Source organism: Lelliottia sp. RD5, assembly GCF_056032945.1.
Genome location: NZ_JBVYHQ010000001.1, coordinates 1,098,617 through 1,116,258, shown reverse-complemented (window position 1 = coordinate 1,116,258; position 17,642 = coordinate 1,098,617). Strand labels below are relative to the sequence as shown.

Here is a 17,642-nt window from a genome sequence, read left to right as displayed (position 1 = left end):
AAAAAATCTCAGACCCGGTTAATACGTCCATCTCCATAAATCATATATTAATAAGGAAATAAATTATGACGCTCTCTTATGTCAATGCTGCGCCTGCTCCCCGTCCGTCGATTGCTCAGGGCATTAATCCTGACGATCCTATTGTGGTGAGCCATAACCAGATTTACAGCGCTTTGATGGAACAGGTGACGACTTCGCACACTCAGGATAATGCCCTGGTTTTTTTGGATCCCTTTACGACGTCACCGTTAAGTTTTTATATTGGCATATGGTTTGAAGCCAGCGATACGGCAACGATTAGCGTATCTGACACAAAGGGTCAATTTCCCGTCATGACGTTTACCCAGCCCGTTGTGGCGGGTGCCAATTTAATTCCCGCCGCCGGATTACTGCCGGGCATTCAAAATAAGGTCACGGTGATGTCCGCGTCTGGCTCAACGCTTTTACCGTTAATTGAAACGGCTCCTTTGCCGCCCACCGATGCCGACGTCAGCGACCCCACCGATCCTGCCAACTATAATTTATTCCCGCAGATTACGGTTAATTCGCTGGCAGCCGATGAATCACTCCTGGCCGACGGCCTCTATTTTATCTCGTATTTTGATCGTAATAATCTTGCGCTGGATAACAAAGGCAATGTGCGCTGGTATACGGTGAAATCGATGCCGTCGAATAATTTATTGCGCCTGGCGAATGGGCATTTCGTCTCTTCCGCCGTTGCCCAGAGCGGTTATCTGAAGATGTACGAATTCGACATGGTGGGTCGCGTTCACGCTATGTACGATCTTGATAACGCCTTTCATCACTCGTTGTATCAGCAGTCTTCCGCATACGCCTATAAGGGCGTGAACAACTGTTTGGTTGCTGCGTCGGAATATATGCCGGGTACGCGGCCAGACGGCGGATTAAGCATTGAGGATGGCGTATCAATCATCAGTTTAGAAACCGGCGAGGAGATTGATTACTACGATATGGTGCAGGTTTTGGGGTTGAGCCGCGCAGAACGGCCATCCAACCCACCGGACACGGCCGGTGGCACGCTTGACTGGCTGCATATTAATCAGGCGTATATCAACGAAACGAATAATATGTTGATCACCTCTGGTCGTAATCAGAGTGTCGTTTTTGGCCTGAAAGTGGGGACCTACGACCTGAGCTTCATCATGGGAACTCACAGCGACTGGCCTGATGAGCTGAGTCGTTATCTTCTGACGCCGTTGAGAGCTGACGGCACGCCATACGACCTTACCGATCCTCAGCAGGCGCAAGAAGCGGATGCTGTGTTCTGGAACTGGGGCCAACACAACGTGCTGGAAATCCCCAATGCGACGCCGGGCATCATTGATATTTCGCTGTTCAATAACAGCAATTATCGCTCGCGGTCTGACGCCAACAGTGTGTTGCCACAGGACAATGAAAGTCGTATCGGCCACTACCGCATTAATCTGAATACCATGACGGTACAGATGCTGGCTGAGTACGCCTCTGGCCCAGAAGGTTACAGCAGCCTGTGTGGTTGTAAGCAGGAAATGGCTAACGGGAACATTGTTGTCAGCTACGGCGGTGCGCTGTTCGACAGCAACGGACTGCCGTTAACCTGCGATCCGGGTTATAGCGATTTGGCTTTTGAATCTGGAAATGGTGACGTGGAAGGGCGGCTGCCGCTTCGTGAAATGAATGCTGAAGGCGTGGTACTGCAAGATTTCACGATCGGTTCTGGCCTGTACCGGAACATTAACAACACCCCAGCGGGCAATGTGGGCATCTATCGCTATAACATCACGTGCTTCCGCATGTATAAACTGCCGCTGTTTGGCTAATACCCTGACGTGCCGTTATTGACCCCAGCAATGGAAAAGGGGAGCGTCGCTCCCCTGTTTGACTACAGGCTCCCCGTACCGCCATCGACCAATAGGTCTGTCCCTACCGTATAACTTGATTCATCGGATGCCAGATACAGCGCGGCCTTTGCCAGCTCGCCAGGTGTCCCCATTCGACCCAGCGGAACCAGATTGATGATCTCAGCCTTCATGGCTTTTTGCGCATCCTCACCCAGCCCAAGCTTGTTCATCGCCGGCGTTTCAACCGGACCAGGGCTTAAGCCGTTGACGCGAATTCCGCGCGGTAACAGTTCCGCAGACAGCGTGCGAGCAAGTGACAATAAACCGGCTTTGCTTGCCGCATAAACGCTACTGGCAGGCAGCCCGATTCGCGCACTGACGGACCCGCAAAGGATAACGGATGAAGGATTATTCAACAGCGGGAGCAGCGCCTGAATCAAAAAGAACGGGCCTTTAAGGTTGATGCCCATCAGGCGATCCCAGGCCTCCTCGCGCCACTCTTCGATGCGTCCGTGCGTCACATCTCCGGCGTTAATAAATACCGCATCCAGCCGTGGCCAGCGTGTGGCTATCGTTTCTGCCAGCTGCTTTTGCGCCGAAATGTCACCGGCATCAGCAGGGATCACCCAGGCGCTATCACCCAAAATTCGCTTCGCCTCGGCGAGGGTTTCCGGGTTACGTCCTGTTACCGCAACGTGTGCGCCCTCGGCGATAAACTCCTGCGCTGTCGCCAGCCCAATCCCGGTGGTGCCACCGGTAATCAGGGTATATTTACCTGCTAAACGACTCATGCTGTTCTCCTGAAATGTCACTGGAGAAAGCACTATAGAAACGTTAGTATCCAAAAGAAACCAGGTACCATTTGGATACTAAAGAGGCGAACGGTGTGCTATGGCGGAAACACGCGAACTGTGCTGTGAAAAAAAATATGCGACCGAGTCCTGCCCGATGACGCAGTTCGTCAGCCTGATCTCAGGAAAATGGGCGATCCCGATTATTTACCGACTGATTATGCTTAACACACCCGTGCGATTTGGCGAGCTGCTGCGCGCGGCAGCGCCGATCACGCAAAAAGAGCTGACCAAACAGCTGCGTTTATTTGAACAGCGCGGGCTGGTATCGCGCACGATTTTCCCCGAAATTCCGCCGCGTGTGGAATATCAAATCACGCCGCTGGGGCTCACGCTTCAAGGCGCACTTTCGCCGCTGGCCGCGTGGATGCAGGAATACGGCGGCCAGCTGGAGCGCTAATTAGCGTTTGAAATAACGTGGGGCAGGTTCGCCGGTACGGGCACTGCTAAACAGTTCCAGGCGAGCCTGTTCATAACGTTCCCAGAGTTGCACATCATGCAGAGGCGGAATCGTTATCCGCTCGCCCTGATCCAACCCGGCAAGGGCCGCATCGACCATATTGTCCGTCGTCATGACCGAACCTTCCGGCAGATCGTTCATTGACACACCTGAAATTTCCCAGATCTCCGTCGCGGTGGCTGCGGGTAACACGGCCTGAATGCGGATCGCGCTTTCGGCAAACTCTTCCTGCAAACCGCGGGTGAAATTCAGAACCCAGGCTTTCGTGGCGCTATAAAGCGCGCTGCCCGCTCGGGCGTGCAGAGACAACACCGACGCAATGTTAACGATCGTACCGCGATTGTTTTGTGCCAGACGCGGCAAAATGGCGTAAGTCAGACGCATCAGCGCGGTGGTGTTGAGCGTGTTGATCGTCTGATGTTGTGCAATGTCGCCTGCCAGGAACGGGGCCATCTGCGCCGTTCCTGCGTTGTTGATGAGCGTGTCGATCGCCACGTTGTTTTTAAGGACTTCTTCTACCGCGCGGATGCCTGCGTCTTCGGTCAGATCCGCGACCAGAATTTCGACCGAAACGCGATAGCGATTGCGCAGCTGGGCTGCCAGCGTCTGTAGCCGCGATTCACGGCGGGCGACCAACACTACATCATAGCCGCGAGCGGCAAGACGATCGGCGTAAACGGCGCCAATCCCGGATGAAGCGCCTGTAATCAATGCGGTAGCGTGTTCGGTTGTCATGATGTGTAGCCTCAAAGCAAAGGGAGTTGATTGGTTTTAATATGAAACCAAATAAACTTTGTGCTAAGTGGTTTTATTATGCAACTAATTTGTGCGCGATATTTTGCTTCTGCTTTTCGAGGTGAAACTAACGCTTTGAAAATATGAGATTAAGGCAGTTTCGGCACAACATCTTCGGGGGACAGTTCACGCCCGTCGTGTGATACGAGCGTCAGCCTGCGCAGTGGTTTGCGATTTTGCGCATCCACCAGAACGCTGCCAAACTCATTGTCAGCAAACAGGAAATCATTTCCCCATTGCGACAGCGCAACCAGCACGGTTTGCAGAGCGCGGCCTTTTTCAGTCAGGACATATTCCTGCCAGGCGCTGCCGTCGGAGGCGGGTTGCAGAACGAGGATCCCTTCTTCAACCAGCTGTTTAAGACGGGAGGCGAGCATATTTTTGGCAATCCCGAGGCTTTTCTGGAATTCGCCGAAGCGTTTAAGACCGCGCAAGGCGTCGCGGACAATCAGTAACGACCACCAGTCGCCGATGATGTCCAGCGAGCGTGCGACGGGGCAGGTGCTTTCTTCAAGACGGGTGCGTTTCACGGTGGCTCCTTAATTTATAGTTTTATTATAAAACCATTTTACGCTGCCGTAAAAAGAGTTATCTATCAGTTTGAGAAATGGTTCCCGGAAATATGTCATAAATCTGTCACACTCAATTCGACCATAACAAGACGTGAGGAAGTAGGGATGAGAAAAGCACTACTGGCAATCGCAGTGGCAGGATCGGTGATGATGACTTCTGGCGTACAGGCGCAAGCTGCCCCGGAAGGCTATCAGCTACAGCAGGTCTTGATCATGAGCCGCCACAATCTGCGCGCACCGCTGGCCAATAACGGTAGCGTCCTTGAACAGTCAACGCCCAACAAATGGCCGGAATGGGAAGTACCGGGCGGACAGCTAACCACCAAGGGCGGCGTGCTCGAAGTGTATATGGGCCATTACATGCGTGAATGGCTCGCAGAGCAGGGAATGGTGACATCGGGGGAATGTCCACCGGCCAACGCGGTGTATACCTATGCCAACAGCCTGCAACGCACCGTTGCGACTGCGCAATTCTTTATCACCGGCGCGTTCCCTGGCTGTGATGTCCCGGTCCATCATCAGGACAAAATGGGCACCATGGACCCGACCTTTAACCCGGTGATTACCGATAATTCACCTGAATTCCGTGAGAAAGCGTTAAAAGCGATGGAGGCAGAGCGTCAGAGCATGAAGCTTGATGAAAGCTACAAGCTGCTGGAGAAGATGACGAATTATGCCGATTCTCCGTCCTGCAAAGAGAAAAAAGTCTGCTCTCTGACTGAAGCGAAAGACACCTTCAGCGCCGAGTATGAAAAAGAGCCGGGTGTATCTGGCCCGCTGAAAGTCGGCAATTCGCTGGTGGATGCTTTTACCCTGCAATATTACGAAGGATTCCCGCTGGACCAGGTAGCCTGGGGAGAAATCAAAACCGATCAGCAGTGGCGCGTGTTGTCACAGCTGAAAAATGGCTATCAGGATTCGCTTTTCACCTCCACCGAGGTGGCGCGTAACGTCGCTAAACCGCTGGTAAAATACATCGATAACGCCCTGGTGACCGATCAGGCAAAAGCCCCCAAAATTACCGTGCTGGTCGGGCATGATTCGAATATCGCTTCGCTGCTTACCGCGCTGGACTTCAAACCCTATCAACTTCACGACCAGCACGAGCGCACGCCGATTGGCGGGAAAATTGTCTTCCAGCGCTGGCATGACAAGAACGCGAATCGCGAACTGATGAAAATTGAGTATGTGTATCAAAGCTCGGAGCAGTTACGTAACGCCGATGTGCTGTCCCTGAAATCACCGGCTCAGCGCGTGACGCTTGAGCTGAAAGGCTGCCCAATCGATGCCAATGGCTTCTGTCCAATTGATCAATTTAATACGCTGATGAACGACGCGGCAAAATAAGAGGTAAACCCCCCGTCCTGGCGGGGGGAACGATCAGACGTTTTTACGTTCGATGGTTTGCTCGCCCCAGAACAGCGAGTCTTTGTCAGTTTTTTCGAAGGCGCGCACCAGCACTTCATCGTTACCTTCTTCCCAAATTTTCTCCGCCAGCTTTTCGTCGTATTCCGCAACTTCAAAGATGGCCTCAGCAATTTCTGGAGAGGTATTCCGTAGACTTGCCCACTCACCGACGTGATGAGCTTTAGATTGTTGAGTTGGCATGCATGTCCTCCTGTTGGGGTTAACCGTTCAGTTTTTTGGCGAGACCCGCGACGTGTTCACCCTGGAAACGCGCAATAGCCAGCTCTTCCTGGCTTGGCTGACGCGAACCGTCACCGCCGGCAATCGTCGTGGCGCCGTAAGGCGTACCGCCGCGAACCGCTGAAACATCAAACAACTCCTGCGCCCCATAGCCAATCGGCACAATCACCATGCCGTGATGCGCAAGCGTCGTCCAGGTTGAAGTGATGGTCTGTTCCTGACCGCCACCGGTTCCGGTTGAGCTAAATACGCTGGCGAGTTTGCCGTACAGCGCGCCCGAGGCCCACAGGCCGCCGGTTTGATCGAGGAACGTGCGCATTTGCCCGGACATATTGCCGAAACGTGTTGGCGTACCAAAAATAATCGCATCATAGTCAGCCAGCTCTTGCGGCGTCGCTTGCGGCGCATTCTGCGTTTTACCGCCGGCTTTCAGGAACGCTTCTGCATTCATGGTTTCCGGAACGCGCTTAATCACCACCTCAACGCCATCAACTTTATTCGCACCTTCTGCAATGGCGTGAGCCATGGTTTCGATGTGTCCGTACATGGAATAATAGAGCACCAGAACTTTAGCCATCTTGCACTACTCCTCGTTTAGGGTTGCGTACAGCGAATCGCTGCGTTCACTTAAAGATATGACGTCACGGGCAGACTGCAAATCTGAAAGCCATTTCTTTGATTTATAACAATATATTTAAGATTTTTCTTTGTAGCAAAATGAAACACTTTTGCAGGATCGTCTTTTATGAATGATAAGAGAAGCTTATGGATGTTGCCCCTGAAATCTCACCCGTATGGTTGATATCATGTTGCAGAATATTACCGTTCACTGGCTGGCTCGGTGCATTCCACTAAGCTTACCTTCACGCGGCGCAGACAGCAGAGAAGGTGCTCGCCTGACGCCGCCAGGTGAAAGAGTTCTCTTTTACTGAATGCAGTATGATGTCTAATGTTTACACTCTGGAGGTTAGAGATGGCAAACCATCGTGGTGGGTCAGGTAATTTCGCCGAAGACCGTGACAGAGCATCAGAAGCAGGTCGTAAAGGTGGCCAGCAGAGCGGGGGGAACTTCAAAAACGATCCTCAACGCGCATCCGAAGCTGGCAAAAAAGGGGGTAAAAACAGCCATGGGAGTAACAAAAGTTAGCTCGTTATCTCCTCATTTCAGCGTCCGATAACCTGAAATCTCCCCCTGCCGCCGGGTCTCCCGGCGGTTTTTTTATTGCCGCAACGTTGAACTAAAATCCAAGGGAACGCACACTACAGGATTAATTCTTGCTATTACTCCTTGCTGCTGGTGCCTGATGTCCCTCTCTCGTTACGCCTTTTCTATCAAACCTCAGGAAGCGATCCTGATTTTAATCACCATGTTCTGGGGTGGCACATTCCTCGCGGTGCAGTATGCGGTAACGCTGAGTGACCCGTTTTTCTTTGTCGGTCTGCGGTTTGCGACGGCAGCCATTGCGGTCGCGCTGATCTCGTTGAAAACCTTGCGCGGGCTGACGTTAATCGAGTTAAAAGCCGGCGTGGTGATTGGTATTTCGATTGCGATGGGTTACAGCCTGCAAACCTGGGGCCTCCAGACCATCCCCAGCAGTAAATCGGCATTCATCACCGCGATGTATGTTCCGCTGGTTCCGTTGTTGCAGTGGTTATGTCTGGGCAGAATGCCTGGGCTGATGTCTTGTATCGGTATTGTGCTGGCGTTTATTGGGCTGATCCTGCTCGCCGGACCGGGCGACAGCCTGCTGGTGATGGGGCCAGGCGAAATCATTACCCTGATTGGCGCGGTGGCGATTGCGGCGGAAATCATTCTGATCAGCGCCTGGGCTGGCAAGGTGGACGTCAAGCGCGTCACGGTCGTGCAACTGGCGACGGCGTCGCTGGTGGCATTTATCGCGATGGTGCCGGCAGGGGAATCTGTCCCGTCGATGTCGCCGGGGTTAATTATTGTCGCGCTGGGGCTGGGCATTTTCAGCGCTATTATTCAGGTCACGATGAACTGGGCACAGCGAAGCGTATCGCCCACGCGCGCGACGGTTATCTATACTGGCGAACCGGTGTGGGCAGGGATTTTTGGCCGTCTTGCCGGCGAACGCCTGCCGCTGCTGGCGCTGCTCGGTGCGGCTTTTATTATCCTGGGCGTGCTGGTCAGTGAGTTAAAGCTGAAAAGAAAGAAAAGGGCGCTGGCGGAAGCCGACAGCGCCACTGCTAATCAAGAATCCTGATGAACTGCGTCTGTCTGCGGTGCGACTGCCTTTCGGCGACTCAACAACGCATTTAGCAGGATTGCGCCGAAGGTGGCCGTGCCGATCCCGCCCAGCGTGAACCCGCCGAGGGTGAGCGCGAAATCACCCGCGCCCAGAACCAGCGTGACGGCGACCATAATCAAATTGCCGTTCTGGCTGAGATCGACATGATGCTGTACCCAGATACGCGCTCCGGCAACGGCAATCAGGCCAAACACCACAATCGATGCACCGCCGATGACCGGGGCGGGAATGGTGTGGATCAGCGCGCCGAATTTTGGCGAGAAGCCGAGCAGGAGCGCAATCACCGCCGCTGCGACAAACACCAGCGTAGAGTAAACCTTGGTCACGGCCATCACGCCGATGTTCTCCGCGTAGGTGGTCACACCGCTGCCGCCGACCGAGCCGGAAAGCAGGGTGGCCAGCCCGTCGCCGACGAACGCGCGGCCCATGTACGGGTCCATATTGCGTCCGGTCATCCCTGCGACTGCCTTCAGATGGCCTAAATTTTCCGCGACCAGGATTACCGCTACCGGGGCGATGAGCATCATCGCCTGCCCGTTAAAGGTCGGCGAAGTGAAATGCGGCAGGCCAAACCAGGCGGCGTTTTGCATCAGCGTAAAGTCCACCGGCGCTCCTACGGCAAATACGCTGGTCACTAACGCATAGACCAGACAGGCCACGATCAGCCCAACCAGAATCAGCAAACGCTGGATCATTCCGCGCGTAAAGACGGCGACCAGCCCGATGCAGAGCACCGTCATCACCGCCATCCAGCTGTCGAACGATGAACCTGAAACGCCTTTCACCGCAATTGGAGCGAGGTTCAAACCGATCGCCATCACCACCGCGCCCGTCACCACCGGCGGCATCAGCCGTTCTATCCAGCGGGTACCGGCCTTCATCACCACCAGCCCGATAAGGGTATAGATCATCCCGCAGGCGATAATTCCCCCGAGCGCCACGCTAATATTGGGGTTGATGCCCTGGCCGCTAAACCCCGTTGCGGCAATCACCACTCCCACAAAGGCGGCGCTGGACCCCAGATAGCTCGGCACCCGCCCACCGGTTATCAGGAAGAACAGCAGCGTGCCGACGCCCGACATCAGAATCGACAGGTTAGGATCCAGCCCCATCAAAATGGGCATCAGCACGGTCGCGCCAAACATGGCGACCGCGTGCTGCACCCCCATGACGGCGGTTTGGGCGAAGGGAAGCCGTTCATCCGGCGCGACCACGCCGTGTTCAGTAGAGGTCGATTTCAACTGCCAGTGGGGAAAACCGAACATTGCCATGAGCTATCTCCTTAAGGAGGGTTAACAGGCGGGTCGCAAAAGCGCGTGGTAGCCGCGATCAAACCACACCAGGCCTTGCGGCGCAGGGTGGCGGGTAATGGATTCGATTGTGCAAAACAGAATGTCGTGCGTGCCGACGCTTACCACCTGGCTGATGCGGCAGTCGAACGAGGCCAGCGCATCTTCCAGTTTCGGACAGCCTGTTTCGCCAGTTTGCCAGCGTGCGGCCGCGAAACGGTCGGCCATCGGCGTTTTGCCGCCAAACAGAGTGGAAAGCGGCTCTTGTCCGGCGTTGAGCGTGTTCACGCACAGGGTGCGGTTTTCAGTAAACGTCGGCCAAACGGAGGCCCCACGGTTCAAACACACCAGCAGAGTTGGGGGCGAATCGGTCACGCTGCACACGGCGCTGGCGGTAAAACCGGCCTGCCCGGCAGGCCCGTCGGTGGTAATGATATTGACCGCTGCGCCCACGCAGGCCATCGCATCGCGAAAGGTTTGTACGTCCAGAGTGCTCATGTTCGCTCCTTATACCAGCCCGCAGGCGTCTTCAAAGGACAGCCGCGGCAGGCGGCCGTACACTTTGCTGACGTCGCCGTAGCCAATGTTGATTAACAGATTGCTTTTCAGCGTGGTGCCCATGAAAAAGGCCTCGTCCACTTTTTGCCGATCGAAACCGGACATTGGGCCGGTATCCAGCCCCAGCGCCCGACAGGCAAAAATCAGATACGCCGCCTGCATGGCGCTGTTGCGAAAGGCGGTCTCTTCGGCCAGCGCCGGGCTTGAGGTAAACCAGTTGCGCGCATCGCCGTGCGGGAACAGCTCGGGCAGACGCTCGTAAAACTCACTGTCCCAGGCAATGATGGCGGTGACAGGTGCCGCCAGCGTTTTCGCCAGGTTGCCGCTTGAGAGCGACGGACGCAGCTTCTCTTTGCCTTCCGGCGTGCGGACAAACACTATCCGGGCGGGGGAACAGTTGGCGGAGGTGGGACCCCACTTCATCAGGTCGTAAATCTCGCGCAGCGTCTCGTCAGTAACGGGCGTTTCTTGCCAGCCGTTGTGCGTTCTGGCTTCGGTAAACAGCGTTTTGATTGCCGTCGGGGTGATGGCTTCGCTCATCGTGACTCCTTAAAAACCGGTTCTGGGTTGTGCATCAGGCTGGCCAGCCCGTTGAGTAACAGCGCGTTAAACGTATCGGGGTCGGTGACGTTGCAGGCGTGTCCGCCCTGACGCATGACTGTCTTATGGCTGCCGGGTAAGGCCGCGTGGAGCTCAGATGAGCAGACGGCGGGCACCAGCAGATCGTCGGCGGAGCAGATAATCTGCACCGGACACCGGACGTGCTTCGCCTGAGCACGAAAATCCGCTTGCTTCAGGGCCTGCAGTCTGCGCTGGAGATTGTTGATGCCCTGAAAATGTGCCAGCGCCAGCGCCTCTTCGGCCTCCATGCGCGGGGCGCGCGCCGCCATCCAGTCTGCCGGATAAAGAAACAGCGGCTGGGCCTCGACCCAGGCCTGCGCGCCACCTGCATGGAGCAGGCGTTCGCGAATCTGGAAACAGCGGCGGGTATGGGCGTTTAGCGACAGCCAGCCGTTTACGCACACCAGCGCGCGAACGGCGCCGGGATGCTCAATAGCCAGCTGTAATCCAACCAGTGCCCCCAGCGCGTGACCGATCACGGCGAATCGCGGGAGACCCGCGTCAGTCAGAGCCTGATACAGCTCGTCGGCCATATTTCCCAGCGTGTATCCGTGGGGGAGCTCCCCGGCATTATTGCCGGTGCCGCGCTGGTCGTAACATACCACCTGATATTCTTGCTCCAGCGCGGCGAGCTGTGGCAACCAGTAGCTGCCGCTTCCCCCCAATCCGGCAATCAGCACCACCACGGGCGCGTCGGCGAAGGGGGGCGGCGAAACGGATATTTTCATGGCAGCCTCATTTTGCGATGTGCGCAACGCTGGCGATTTCAACCAACGCCTCTGGCTTCACCAGCCCGCACTGGATGCAAAATCGCGCCGGTTTTTCGCCGGGGAAAAACTCCGCGTAGATTTCATTAATCGCGGCGTAGTTTTTCCAGTCGGTGATAAAGATGCTGTTGAAGGTCACGTCCTCCATCGTGCCACCCGCCGTCTCGATAACGCGCCTGATAGTCTCGAGCACGTGGCGGGTTTGCGCCTTTGGGTCATTCGGATAGACCACGTTGTTAAACTCATCGAACGGCAGTGTGCCAGACACGTACACCACGCCGTCGGCAAGGGTGCCCGGCACAAACGGAGCGATGGGCGTGCTGGTGCCAGCGGGAATAATCACGGATTTCGGCATAGTGTTGCTCCTCAGGCGATACGGGCTAACGACGGTGGCGAGACGGCATCGCAAAAATCGGCGACAGTGCTGACCCAGCCAAAGAAGGTTTCGATATTGAATAGCGCGGCTTTCTGCGCAAACTCCGGCCCGGCCTGATGCGTTGCGTCCTCCAGCACTACGCCAAAATATTCAAGGAAAAAGCCGTCGCGCAGCGTGGATTCCACGCAGACGTTAGTGGCGATCCCGGTAAAAATCAGATGACGAATGCCGCGGCTGCGCAGCAGGCTATCGAGCGGCGTGTTGAAAAAGCCGCTGTAGCGCGGTTTGGGCAGCACGATGTCGCCCGGTTCCGGGACAAGTTCGTCCACCAGTTGGTAATCCCAGCCGCCTTTTGCCAGCAGGGTGCCCTGCAGTTCTGGGCGGTTGCGCATGGTTTTCAACGCATTTGATTTATGAAAATTGGGCGATCCGGGGCCGCCCGCTTCGACGTACTGGTCGTCCCAGCCGTTCTGAAACCAGACGATCAGGATGCCTGCGGCGCGTGCGGCGGCAACGGCGGTTTTGATGTTCGCAATTACCGGTTGGGTGGCCGAAACGTCAAAGCCTGCCAGATCCAGATAGCCGCCCGGGCTGGCATAGGCGTTTTGCATATCGACCACAATCAGCGCGCTGTGGTGCGGCGCAAAGGTAATGGCTTCCGGGCGTGCGGGTAACGTTGTCATCACGCCACCTCCCGGGTCACGGCGGGAATGTGCGAACGGCATTGCATCAGCGGCTGAATGCGCTCGCCGAAGGTCTCGACGCCTGTCAGGAAATCATCAAAGGTCAGCAGTACGCCTTCCGCGCCCGGCACGCTGGCAACCTCATCGAGCATCTTCGCCACGCTGGCATAAGACCCAACCAGCGTACCCATATTGATGTTGACGGCAGACGTTGGGTCAGCCATCTGGCGCACGTTGGTGTCCGCGCCGGAGCGGGTATCTTTTTGGCTCTGTTCAGTCAGCCAGCTCAGGGCGTCTTCGTCGGCCCCGGCCTTGTAGTGCTCCCATTTGGCGCGGGCGGCCTCGTCGGTTTCATCGGCGATGATCATAAACAGGACGTACGATCCCACGTCGCGACCGGTTTTTTCGGCGGCGTCTTTCATGCGTGCGGCGGTGGGGGCGAAGGCTGCAGGCGTGTTGACGCCTTTGCCGAAGCAGAAATTAAAGTCAGCGTGCTGGGCGGAAAACGCCATCCCCGCGTCGCTCTGTCCTGCGCAAATCACCTTCATAGGCGTTGATGGCTGCGGGCTGACGCGACAGTCGTTCATGGTGAAGTAGTCGCCCTTGAAGTCGCTTTTACCCGTGCCCCACAGATCGCGCAGGACCTGTACGTACTCGGTGAGGTAATCGTAGCGGCGCGAGAAATATTCATCACCCGGCCAGATCCCCATCTGGTCATACTCAGGCTTCTGCCAGCCGGTGACCAGGTTGACGCCAAAACGTCCGCCGGAGATGGAATCAATTGTAGAGGCCATGCGCGCGACAATCGCCGGGGGCAGGGTGAGCGTGGCGGCGGTAGCGTAAATCTGGATACGTGAGGTGACCGCCGCAAGGCCTGCCATCAGGGTGAAGGATTCCAGGTTGTGATCCCAGAACTCAGTTTTGCCGCCAAAGCCGCGCAGCTTGATCATCGAGAGCGCAAAGTCGAAATGATAGTGCTCGGCTTTCTGTACGATGGCTTTGTTCAGCTCAAAGGTCGGCATGTACTGCGGAGCCGTCGTGGAGATCAACCAGCCGTTGTTGCCAATGGGGACGAATACGCCAATTTTCATCACGAACCTCTCTACATCTCAATGTGGGTGAAAGTCAGACGTGGCGCTGCATCCTGCATTTCCTGTTCAGCCTCGTGAGAAAGATTTTGCAAAGGTGATGCCAGTTTTTAAATTGTCAGTGTTATTAATGTGTTAACTATTGGTTGATGAATTGAGTGCCAAAAAAGTGGACTGTCTGGTCAAAAGAGATGCACGCAAAACAGGCAGCTATGCGCGATGGCGGTGCAGGGACAGTGCGGAAGAGAAGGGCAACGTTCTCACGATCCCGGCCGCATCGGGATCGCACGGTAATATGTCCTTTTTGTGCACCTGCTCGTGAAATTCTTCAGACCCTCAATGACTTTATTTTCCGTTTGGGCAACGCCCGCACTGACACCGAATTCTTTGCAGCCCTATTCAACGCCTTGTAAGTTGTTTGTGGTCAGCGGAATAACGATGCTGCTGGACTTTTATTCCGCGCTCCCGGTTAAATACGTTTCAACCTGATATTCACAGCGTCTATTACTGAGGCTCTCTGCGGCTATTATACCTGCCTGGATAAATGACCACGGGGGAATTAAAAAGCAAGTTTACTATATGCGAGGCGACTCGGGGAAAATGTGAATGGGGTGCGGAGTGGCATGCAGTGATAATTTTGGGTGATGCTTTAAGTGGAAGCGATACACTTAAAGCATATCTATTGTTCATGGCGTAAACGTCTTTTAATTGTGGCAACGTATAACGATAAAACGCATGATAAATAAACGTTAGGATGAGTTTATTTGTGGGTTTAATTATTATCATCCCTCTTTTTCTGGCTCATATGACAAATATATTCTTCAGGGCGCTTTTGTATTTTCGATTGAAAAAATGGGGTGGTAGTAAATTATCATATCCACGATCTTTAATTTTACTCCCACGTTCCTGACGTAATAACTATTCCTATTCTCTGCGATAAACTTTCTAGCCGATAAATATTTCTCTGCTATCAGGCAAGTCAGCTAGCGGTGACGCAATGATGTGACGAAACTCCATCAGGAAGAATAGGTCAGCCCGGGAAGATCGCTCCCCTGAATGTTCTGTTAGCGTCATAAGAGTATGCGTATTACGGATGCTTAGAAGGTAATATCGACATCGCGTCATTCTGTTGCCATTAACGCTGGCGCTGGGTAAATCTCATCCTCGCTACAAAATCCCCTATCTTAAAATAGTAGCGGATGTTTAAATTTTAAAATCCCTCTAAAGCGAAATTATCTACTATCCTTAATGCGTGGAATACCTTTCCAGTGTGATTTTGGGCTGTCTTTTTTAAGTTTTACAGCCTTCCTTTTTAAAATGACATCGCCCGACTCCTGAAGAGCCTTAATGTGTTTCCTGCTTCTTCAATCAGTTCCTGGTTCCGAACGCAAAGATTAATTAAGGACAACAGCTATGACTGACATTCATGAACGCTCCACAGTTAATACGACGTATCCCGATGCGCGTCTTCCCGTGCCTGCGGCGAGCAGCAGTGCCGTATCATGGGGTGCCATCTTTGCCGGCGCGGCAGCCGCGGCATCCCTCTCTTTGATTTTGCTTATATTAGGCGCTGGTTTGGGTCTTACGTCCGTTTCGCCATGGGAAAGTCGCGGGCTTGACGCTGGTACGGTCGGTATCGCTGCTATCGCCTGGTTGACGTTCACTCAAATTGTTGCGTCGGGTATGGGCGGCTATTTATCCGGACGACTCCGCACGAAATGGGTTGATACCCACACCGATGAAGTTTACTTCCGCGATACTGCACATGGGTTTCTGGCCTGGGCTGTCGCGGCGCTGGTCTCTGCTGTGCTGTTAACGAGCACGGTGGGGACCCTCGTTGGAGGCGGGGCTAAAATCGTGGGTAATGTTGCCGAGGGGGCTGCGATGACCACGGCGGCGGGTGCAGCGAGCATGGCGAACGGCTCGTCTGCCGTACCCGGTTCATCAATGAGCTACTTCGTTAACTCAATGTTCAGGGAAAACAATCCTGCGACACCAGCAAATAGTGCAGCGGACGCCGCTTCGCCCACTGCAGCAGCTGCTCCTGCAACGCCATCTCCCTCTCCCTCTCATCCACCCGTTTCTCCTGCACAGTTAGGCGAAGTGACCGGGATATTTGCCAATAGCATTACCACCGGCGCCTTACCTCAGGAAGATCGTCAGTATGTCGCCCGTCTGATTGCTCAAAATACCGGTATCAGTCAGCAAGAGGCTGAACAGCGGGTACAAAGCACCTATGACAAAGCTCAGGCTAAATTAAAAGAAGCGAAGGAGAAAGCGCAGCAAGCTGCTGATACCGCACGCAAAACCACGAGCTATCTCATGCTCTGGACATTCATTTCTCTGCTGGCGGGTGCTTTCGTAGCCAGCCTGTGTGCGACCTTCGGTGGCCGTCAACGTGATTTATAATCCTTAATTATGCGAGAGGTTTAAAATGCGCTCATTGTTACTGTTCTTTTTAGGCGTACCCATTCCAATCATTATCCTGATTGCGCTGTTTTTCCATTAATGCTTGTGTGTAGCACCGCAGCATCTGAACCCGTCCTGTCAGGATAAATTCAAGCAAAGCAAAAATGCCCGAAAGGGCATTTTTGCTTTTTCGCATCTTCATCTTTGGGCGTTGAATGCCCGCATACTTATCTGCAAATTTTACGACGACATAGCGAGAGGTATTGCACTGCAAGAGGTCGTGAGTCAGCGGTGGTTTTGCTATGCTGATGCAAACCAACAAGGAGAGCGCAGATGACACAAGGCGCAGTGCAAACCCCCGGGAAGCGATCGCGAGCAGTCAGTGCCAAGAAACAGGCTATTTTACGCGCGGCGCTGGACACCTTTTCGCAATACGGTATTCATGGCACCCGTCTTGAACAGGTCGCCGAGCTGTCGGGCGTATCGAAAACCAATCTGCTCTATTATTACCCCTCGAAAGAAGCGCTCTACGTGGCGGTGCTGCAACAGATTCTTGATATCTGGCTGGCACCGCTGAAGGCGTTTCGGGAAGAGTTCACGCCGCTGGTGGCGATAAAAGAGTACATCCGGCTCAAGCTGGAGGTGTCCCGCGATTACCCGCAGGCTTCTAAACTGTTTTGCATGGAGATGCTGCAAGGGGCGCCGCTGTTACAGGCGGAGCTGAGCGGAGATTTAAAGCAACTTATCGACGAAAAGTCCGCGATTATTGCGGGCTGGGTGGAGAGCGGTAAGCTGGCGGCGGTCGATCCGCATCACCTGATCTTTATGATTTGGGCCTCAACGCAGCACTATGCCGATTTTGGCAGTCAGGTCGAAGCGGTAACCGGAAAAACGCTTCAGGACGATGCGTTTTTCCAGAGCGCGGTCGATAACGTCCAGCGCATGATTATCGAAGGCATTCGCCTGCGTTAATTGGCCGGCGGCAGCGGGCAGCTCAAATCGCCTTCTTCACACTGCATCATTGAGGCAAGAAACGCTTCGCGATCGGCGGTTTTTTCCGCCAGACATTGATTCAGGATCATCGGCTGAACGCTACCGCCCGCCGTGCCGGAGGCGGCAAAGGCGCAATCAGCATCGCGCAAGGTGATCCACGCCTGCTGCGCTTTTTTGAGCAGATCGCGCTGTGGCACGGCGGCGCGCTTTATCGCATCCTGATACGTCTGATTCAGTTTTTTATCCGCCGCCTGATACTGCTGCGCCGCGCAGATATTCATCTCGGACTGCGTGTTGGCATTGGCGCAATCATCTGCCAGCGCGCTGGCGCTGAACAGCAACGCTGCCGCGGTCATCATTACTCTTTTCATCATTTCACCCTAAAAAAAGGCCCCGTTTCCGGAGCCTTATTATCACAG

Annotated in this window: 20 protein-coding genes; 7 read left to right on the top strand and 13 right to left on the bottom strand. The window is 54.6% G+C overall.

Annotated features, from left to right (window positions below):
* The first annotated feature begins 65 nt into the window (after positions 1-65).
* Positions 66-1,820 carry an aryl-sulfate sulfotransferase gene (locus AC0LWE_RS05665; protein WP_219346798.1) on the top strand — a complete coding sequence of 585 codons (1,755 nt, stop codon included), beginning with the start codon at positions 66-68 and terminating at the stop codon, positions 1,818-1,820.
* Positions 1,821-1,882: 62 nt separating this feature from the next.
* Here AC0LWE_RS05665 and AC0LWE_RS05660 read toward each other — a convergent pair whose 3' ends face one another.
* The gene (locus tag AC0LWE_RS05660; RefSeq protein WP_131487575.1) at positions 1,883-2,632 is read right to left on the bottom strand and encodes an SDR family oxidoreductase; all 750 of its coding nucleotides are present in this window, start codon (positions 2,630-2,632) and stop codon (positions 1,883-1,885) included.
* Positions 2,633-2,732: 100 nt separating this feature from the next.
* On the opposite strand from AC0LWE_RS05660, the gene AC0LWE_RS05655 reads away from it, so the two are divergent.
* The gene (locus AC0LWE_RS05655; RefSeq protein ID WP_059178381.1) at positions 2,733-3,092 is read left to right on the top strand and encodes a winged helix-turn-helix transcriptional regulator; all 360 of its coding nucleotides are present in this window, start codon (positions 2,733-2,735) and stop codon (positions 3,090-3,092) included.
* On the opposite strand, the gene AC0LWE_RS05650 is transcribed toward AC0LWE_RS05655, so the two are convergent.
* Complete coding sequence (locus AC0LWE_RS05650) at positions 3,093-3,887, bottom strand: SDR family NAD(P)-dependent oxidoreductase (RefSeq protein ID WP_219346797.1); 795 nt, start codon at positions 3,885-3,887, stop codon at positions 3,093-3,095.
* Positions 3,888-4,036: 149 nt separating this feature from the next.
* Positions 4,037-4,477 carry a winged helix-turn-helix transcriptional regulator gene (locus AC0LWE_RS05645; RefSeq protein ID WP_131487572.1) on the bottom strand — a complete coding sequence of 147 codons (441 nt, stop codon included), beginning with the start codon at positions 4,475-4,477 and terminating at the stop codon, positions 4,037-4,039.
* Positions 4,478-4,624: 147 nt separating this feature from the next.
* On the opposite strand from AC0LWE_RS05645, the gene agp reads away from it, so the two are divergent.
* Entirely contained in the window at positions 4,625-5,866 is a 1,242-nt protein-coding gene (agp, locus tag AC0LWE_RS05640) for a bifunctional glucose-1-phosphatase/inositol phosphatase (protein WP_219346796.1), read from the top strand.
* Between the two features lie 33 nt (positions 5,867-5,899).
* On the opposite strand, the gene AC0LWE_RS05635 is transcribed toward agp, so the two are convergent.
* Complete coding sequence (locus AC0LWE_RS05635; RefSeq protein WP_012016912.1) at positions 5,900-6,127, bottom strand: YccJ family protein; 228 nt, start codon at positions 6,125-6,127, stop codon at positions 5,900-5,902.
* Positions 6,128-6,146: 19 nt separating this feature from the next.
* Complete coding sequence (gene wrbA, locus AC0LWE_RS05630) at positions 6,147-6,743, bottom strand: NAD(P)H:quinone oxidoreductase (RefSeq protein ID WP_059178377.1); 597 nt, start codon at positions 6,741-6,743, stop codon at positions 6,147-6,149.
* Between the two features lie 396 nt (positions 6,744-7,139).
* Between wrbA and AC0LWE_RS05625 the strand changes: the two genes are divergently transcribed.
* Positions 7,140-7,313 carry a con-10 family general stress protein gene (locus AC0LWE_RS05625; RefSeq protein WP_012016914.1) on the top strand — a complete coding sequence of 58 codons (174 nt, stop codon included), beginning with the start codon at positions 7,140-7,142 and terminating at the stop codon, positions 7,311-7,313.
* Between the two features lie 157 nt (positions 7,314-7,470).
* The gene (locus AC0LWE_RS05620) at positions 7,471-8,394 is read left to right on the top strand and encodes a DMT family transporter (protein ID WP_059178376.1); all 924 of its coding nucleotides are present in this window, start codon (positions 7,471-7,473) and stop codon (positions 8,392-8,394) included.
* Here the strand turns inward: AC0LWE_RS05620 and rutG are convergent.
* Genes rutG through rutA form a run of 7 tightly spaced genes read right to left on the bottom strand, consistent with a single transcriptional unit; the run spans position 8,382 to position 13,824 of the window.
* Complete coding sequence (gene rutG, locus AC0LWE_RS05615; protein WP_219346795.1) at positions 8,382-9,710, bottom strand: pyrimidine utilization transport protein G; 1,329 nt, start codon at positions 9,708-9,710, stop codon at positions 8,382-8,384. The two genes, AC0LWE_RS05620 and rutG, sit on opposite strands and share 13 nt — an antisense overlap.
* Before the next feature lie 21 nt (positions 9,711-9,731).
* Entirely contained in the window at positions 9,732-10,226 is a 495-nt protein-coding gene (rutF, locus tag AC0LWE_RS05610; RefSeq protein WP_059178374.1) for an NADH-dependent FMN reductase RutF, read from the bottom strand.
* Between the two features lie 9 nt (positions 10,227-10,235).
* Complete coding sequence (locus AC0LWE_RS05605; RefSeq protein WP_219346794.1) at positions 10,236-10,826, bottom strand: malonic semialdehyde reductase; 591 nt, start codon at positions 10,824-10,826, stop codon at positions 10,236-10,238.
* Positions 10,823-11,635, bottom strand: coding sequence for a pyrimidine utilization protein D (rutD, locus tag AC0LWE_RS05600; RefSeq protein ID WP_219346793.1), 813 nt, complete (start codon positions 11,633-11,635; stop codon positions 10,823-10,825). The genes AC0LWE_RS05605 and rutD overlap by 4 nt, the downstream gene beginning before the upstream one ends.
* Before the next feature lie 7 nt (positions 11,636-11,642).
* Positions 11,643-12,029 (bottom strand): pyrimidine utilization protein C, encoded by a 387-nt coding sequence (gene rutC, locus AC0LWE_RS05595; RefSeq protein ID WP_059178371.1) that lies wholly within the window; start codon positions 12,027-12,029, stop codon positions 11,643-11,645.
* A gap of 11 nt (positions 12,030-12,040) precedes the next feature.
* Entirely contained in the window at positions 12,041-12,733 is a 693-nt protein-coding gene (rutB, locus tag AC0LWE_RS05590) for a pyrimidine utilization protein B (RefSeq protein WP_174342118.1), read from the bottom strand.
* Positions 12,733-13,824, bottom strand: coding sequence for a pyrimidine utilization protein A (gene rutA / locus AC0LWE_RS05585; RefSeq protein WP_202667017.1), 1,092 nt, complete (start codon positions 13,822-13,824; stop codon positions 12,733-12,735). The genes rutB and rutA overlap by 1 nt, the downstream gene beginning before the upstream one ends.
* 1,410 nt (positions 13,825-15,234) lie before the next feature.
* On the opposite strand from rutA, the gene AC0LWE_RS05580 reads away from it, so the two are divergent.
* Positions 15,235-16,230 (top strand): hypothetical protein, encoded by a 996-nt coding sequence (locus AC0LWE_RS05580; RefSeq protein ID WP_219346792.1) that lies wholly within the window; start codon positions 15,235-15,237, stop codon positions 16,228-16,230.
* Positions 16,231-16,563: 333 nt separating this feature from the next.
* Complete coding sequence (gene rutR, locus AC0LWE_RS05575; RefSeq protein ID WP_059178367.1) at positions 16,564-17,202, top strand: HTH-type transcriptional regulator RutR; 639 nt, start codon at positions 16,564-16,566, stop codon at positions 17,200-17,202.
* On the opposite strand, the gene AC0LWE_RS05570 is transcribed toward rutR, so the two are convergent.
* Complete coding sequence (locus AC0LWE_RS05570; RefSeq protein ID WP_202665130.1) at positions 17,199-17,594, bottom strand: lysozyme inhibitor LprI family protein; 396 nt, start codon at positions 17,592-17,594, stop codon at positions 17,199-17,201. The two genes, rutR and AC0LWE_RS05570, sit on opposite strands and share 4 nt — an antisense overlap.
* Between the last annotated feature and the right edge of the window lie 48 nt (positions 17,595-17,642).

Coding starts and splice junctions, on each gene's coding strand:
- wrbA (WP_059178377.1), bottom strand. CDS start 6,743: ATGGCTAAAGTTCTGGTGCTCTATTATTCCATGTACGGACACATCGAA.
- AC0LWE_RS05580 (WP_219346792.1), top strand. CDS start 15,235: ATGACTGACATTCATGAACGCTCCACAGTTAATACGACGTATCCCGAT.
- AC0LWE_RS05570 (WP_202665130.1), bottom strand. CDS start 17,594: ATGAAAAGAGTAATGATGACCGCGGCAGCGTTGCTGTTCAGCGCCAGC.
- AC0LWE_RS05635 (WP_012016912.1), bottom strand. CDS start 6,127: ATGCCAACTCAACAATCTAAAGCTCATCACGTCGGTGAGTGGGCAAGT.
- AC0LWE_RS05650 (WP_219346797.1), bottom strand. CDS start 3,887: ATGACAACCGAACACGCTACCGCATTGATTACAGGCGCTTCATCCGGG.
- AC0LWE_RS05660 (WP_131487575.1), bottom strand. CDS start 2,632: ATGAGTCGTTTAGCAGGTAAATATACCCTGATTACCGGTGGCACCACC.
- AC0LWE_RS05665 (WP_219346798.1), top strand. CDS start 66: ATGACGCTCTCTTATGTCAATGCTGCGCCTGCTCCCCGTCCGTCGATT.
- rutC (WP_059178371.1), bottom strand. CDS start 12,029: ATGCCGAAATCCGTGATTATTCCCGCTGGCACCAGCACGCCCATCGCT.
- AC0LWE_RS05655 (WP_059178381.1), top strand. CDS start 2,733: ATGGCGGAAACACGCGAACTGTGCTGTGAAAAAAAATATGCGACCGAG.
- AC0LWE_RS05620 (WP_059178376.1), top strand. CDS start 7,471: ATGTCCCTCTCTCGTTACGCCTTTTCTATCAAACCTCAGGAAGCGATC.
- rutR (WP_059178367.1), top strand. CDS start 16,564: ATGACACAAGGCGCAGTGCAAACCCCCGGGAAGCGATCGCGAGCAGTC.
- agp (WP_219346796.1), top strand. CDS start 4,625: ATGAGAAAAGCACTACTGGCAATCGCAGTGGCAGGATCGGTGATGATG.
- rutF (WP_059178374.1), bottom strand. CDS start 10,226: ATGAGCACTCTGGACGTACAAACCTTTCGCGATGCGATGGCCTGCGTG.
- rutG (WP_219346795.1), bottom strand. CDS start 9,710: ATGGCAATGTTCGGTTTTCCCCACTGGCAGTTGAAATCGACCTCTACT.
- rutA (WP_202667017.1), bottom strand. CDS start 13,824: ATGAAAATTGGCGTATTCGTCCCCATTGGCAACAACGGCTGGTTGATC.
- AC0LWE_RS05625 (WP_012016914.1), top strand. CDS start 7,140: ATGGCAAACCATCGTGGTGGGTCAGGTAATTTCGCCGAAGACCGTGAC.
- rutD (WP_219346793.1), bottom strand. CDS start 11,635: ATGAAAATATCCGTTTCGCCGCCCCCCTTCGCCGACGCGCCCGTGGTG.
- AC0LWE_RS05605 (WP_219346794.1), bottom strand. CDS start 10,826: ATGAGCGAAGCCATCACCCCGACGGCAATCAAAACGCTGTTTACCGAA.
- rutB (WP_174342118.1), bottom strand. CDS start 12,733: ATGACAACGTTACCCGCACGCCCGGAAGCCATTACCTTTGCGCCGCAC.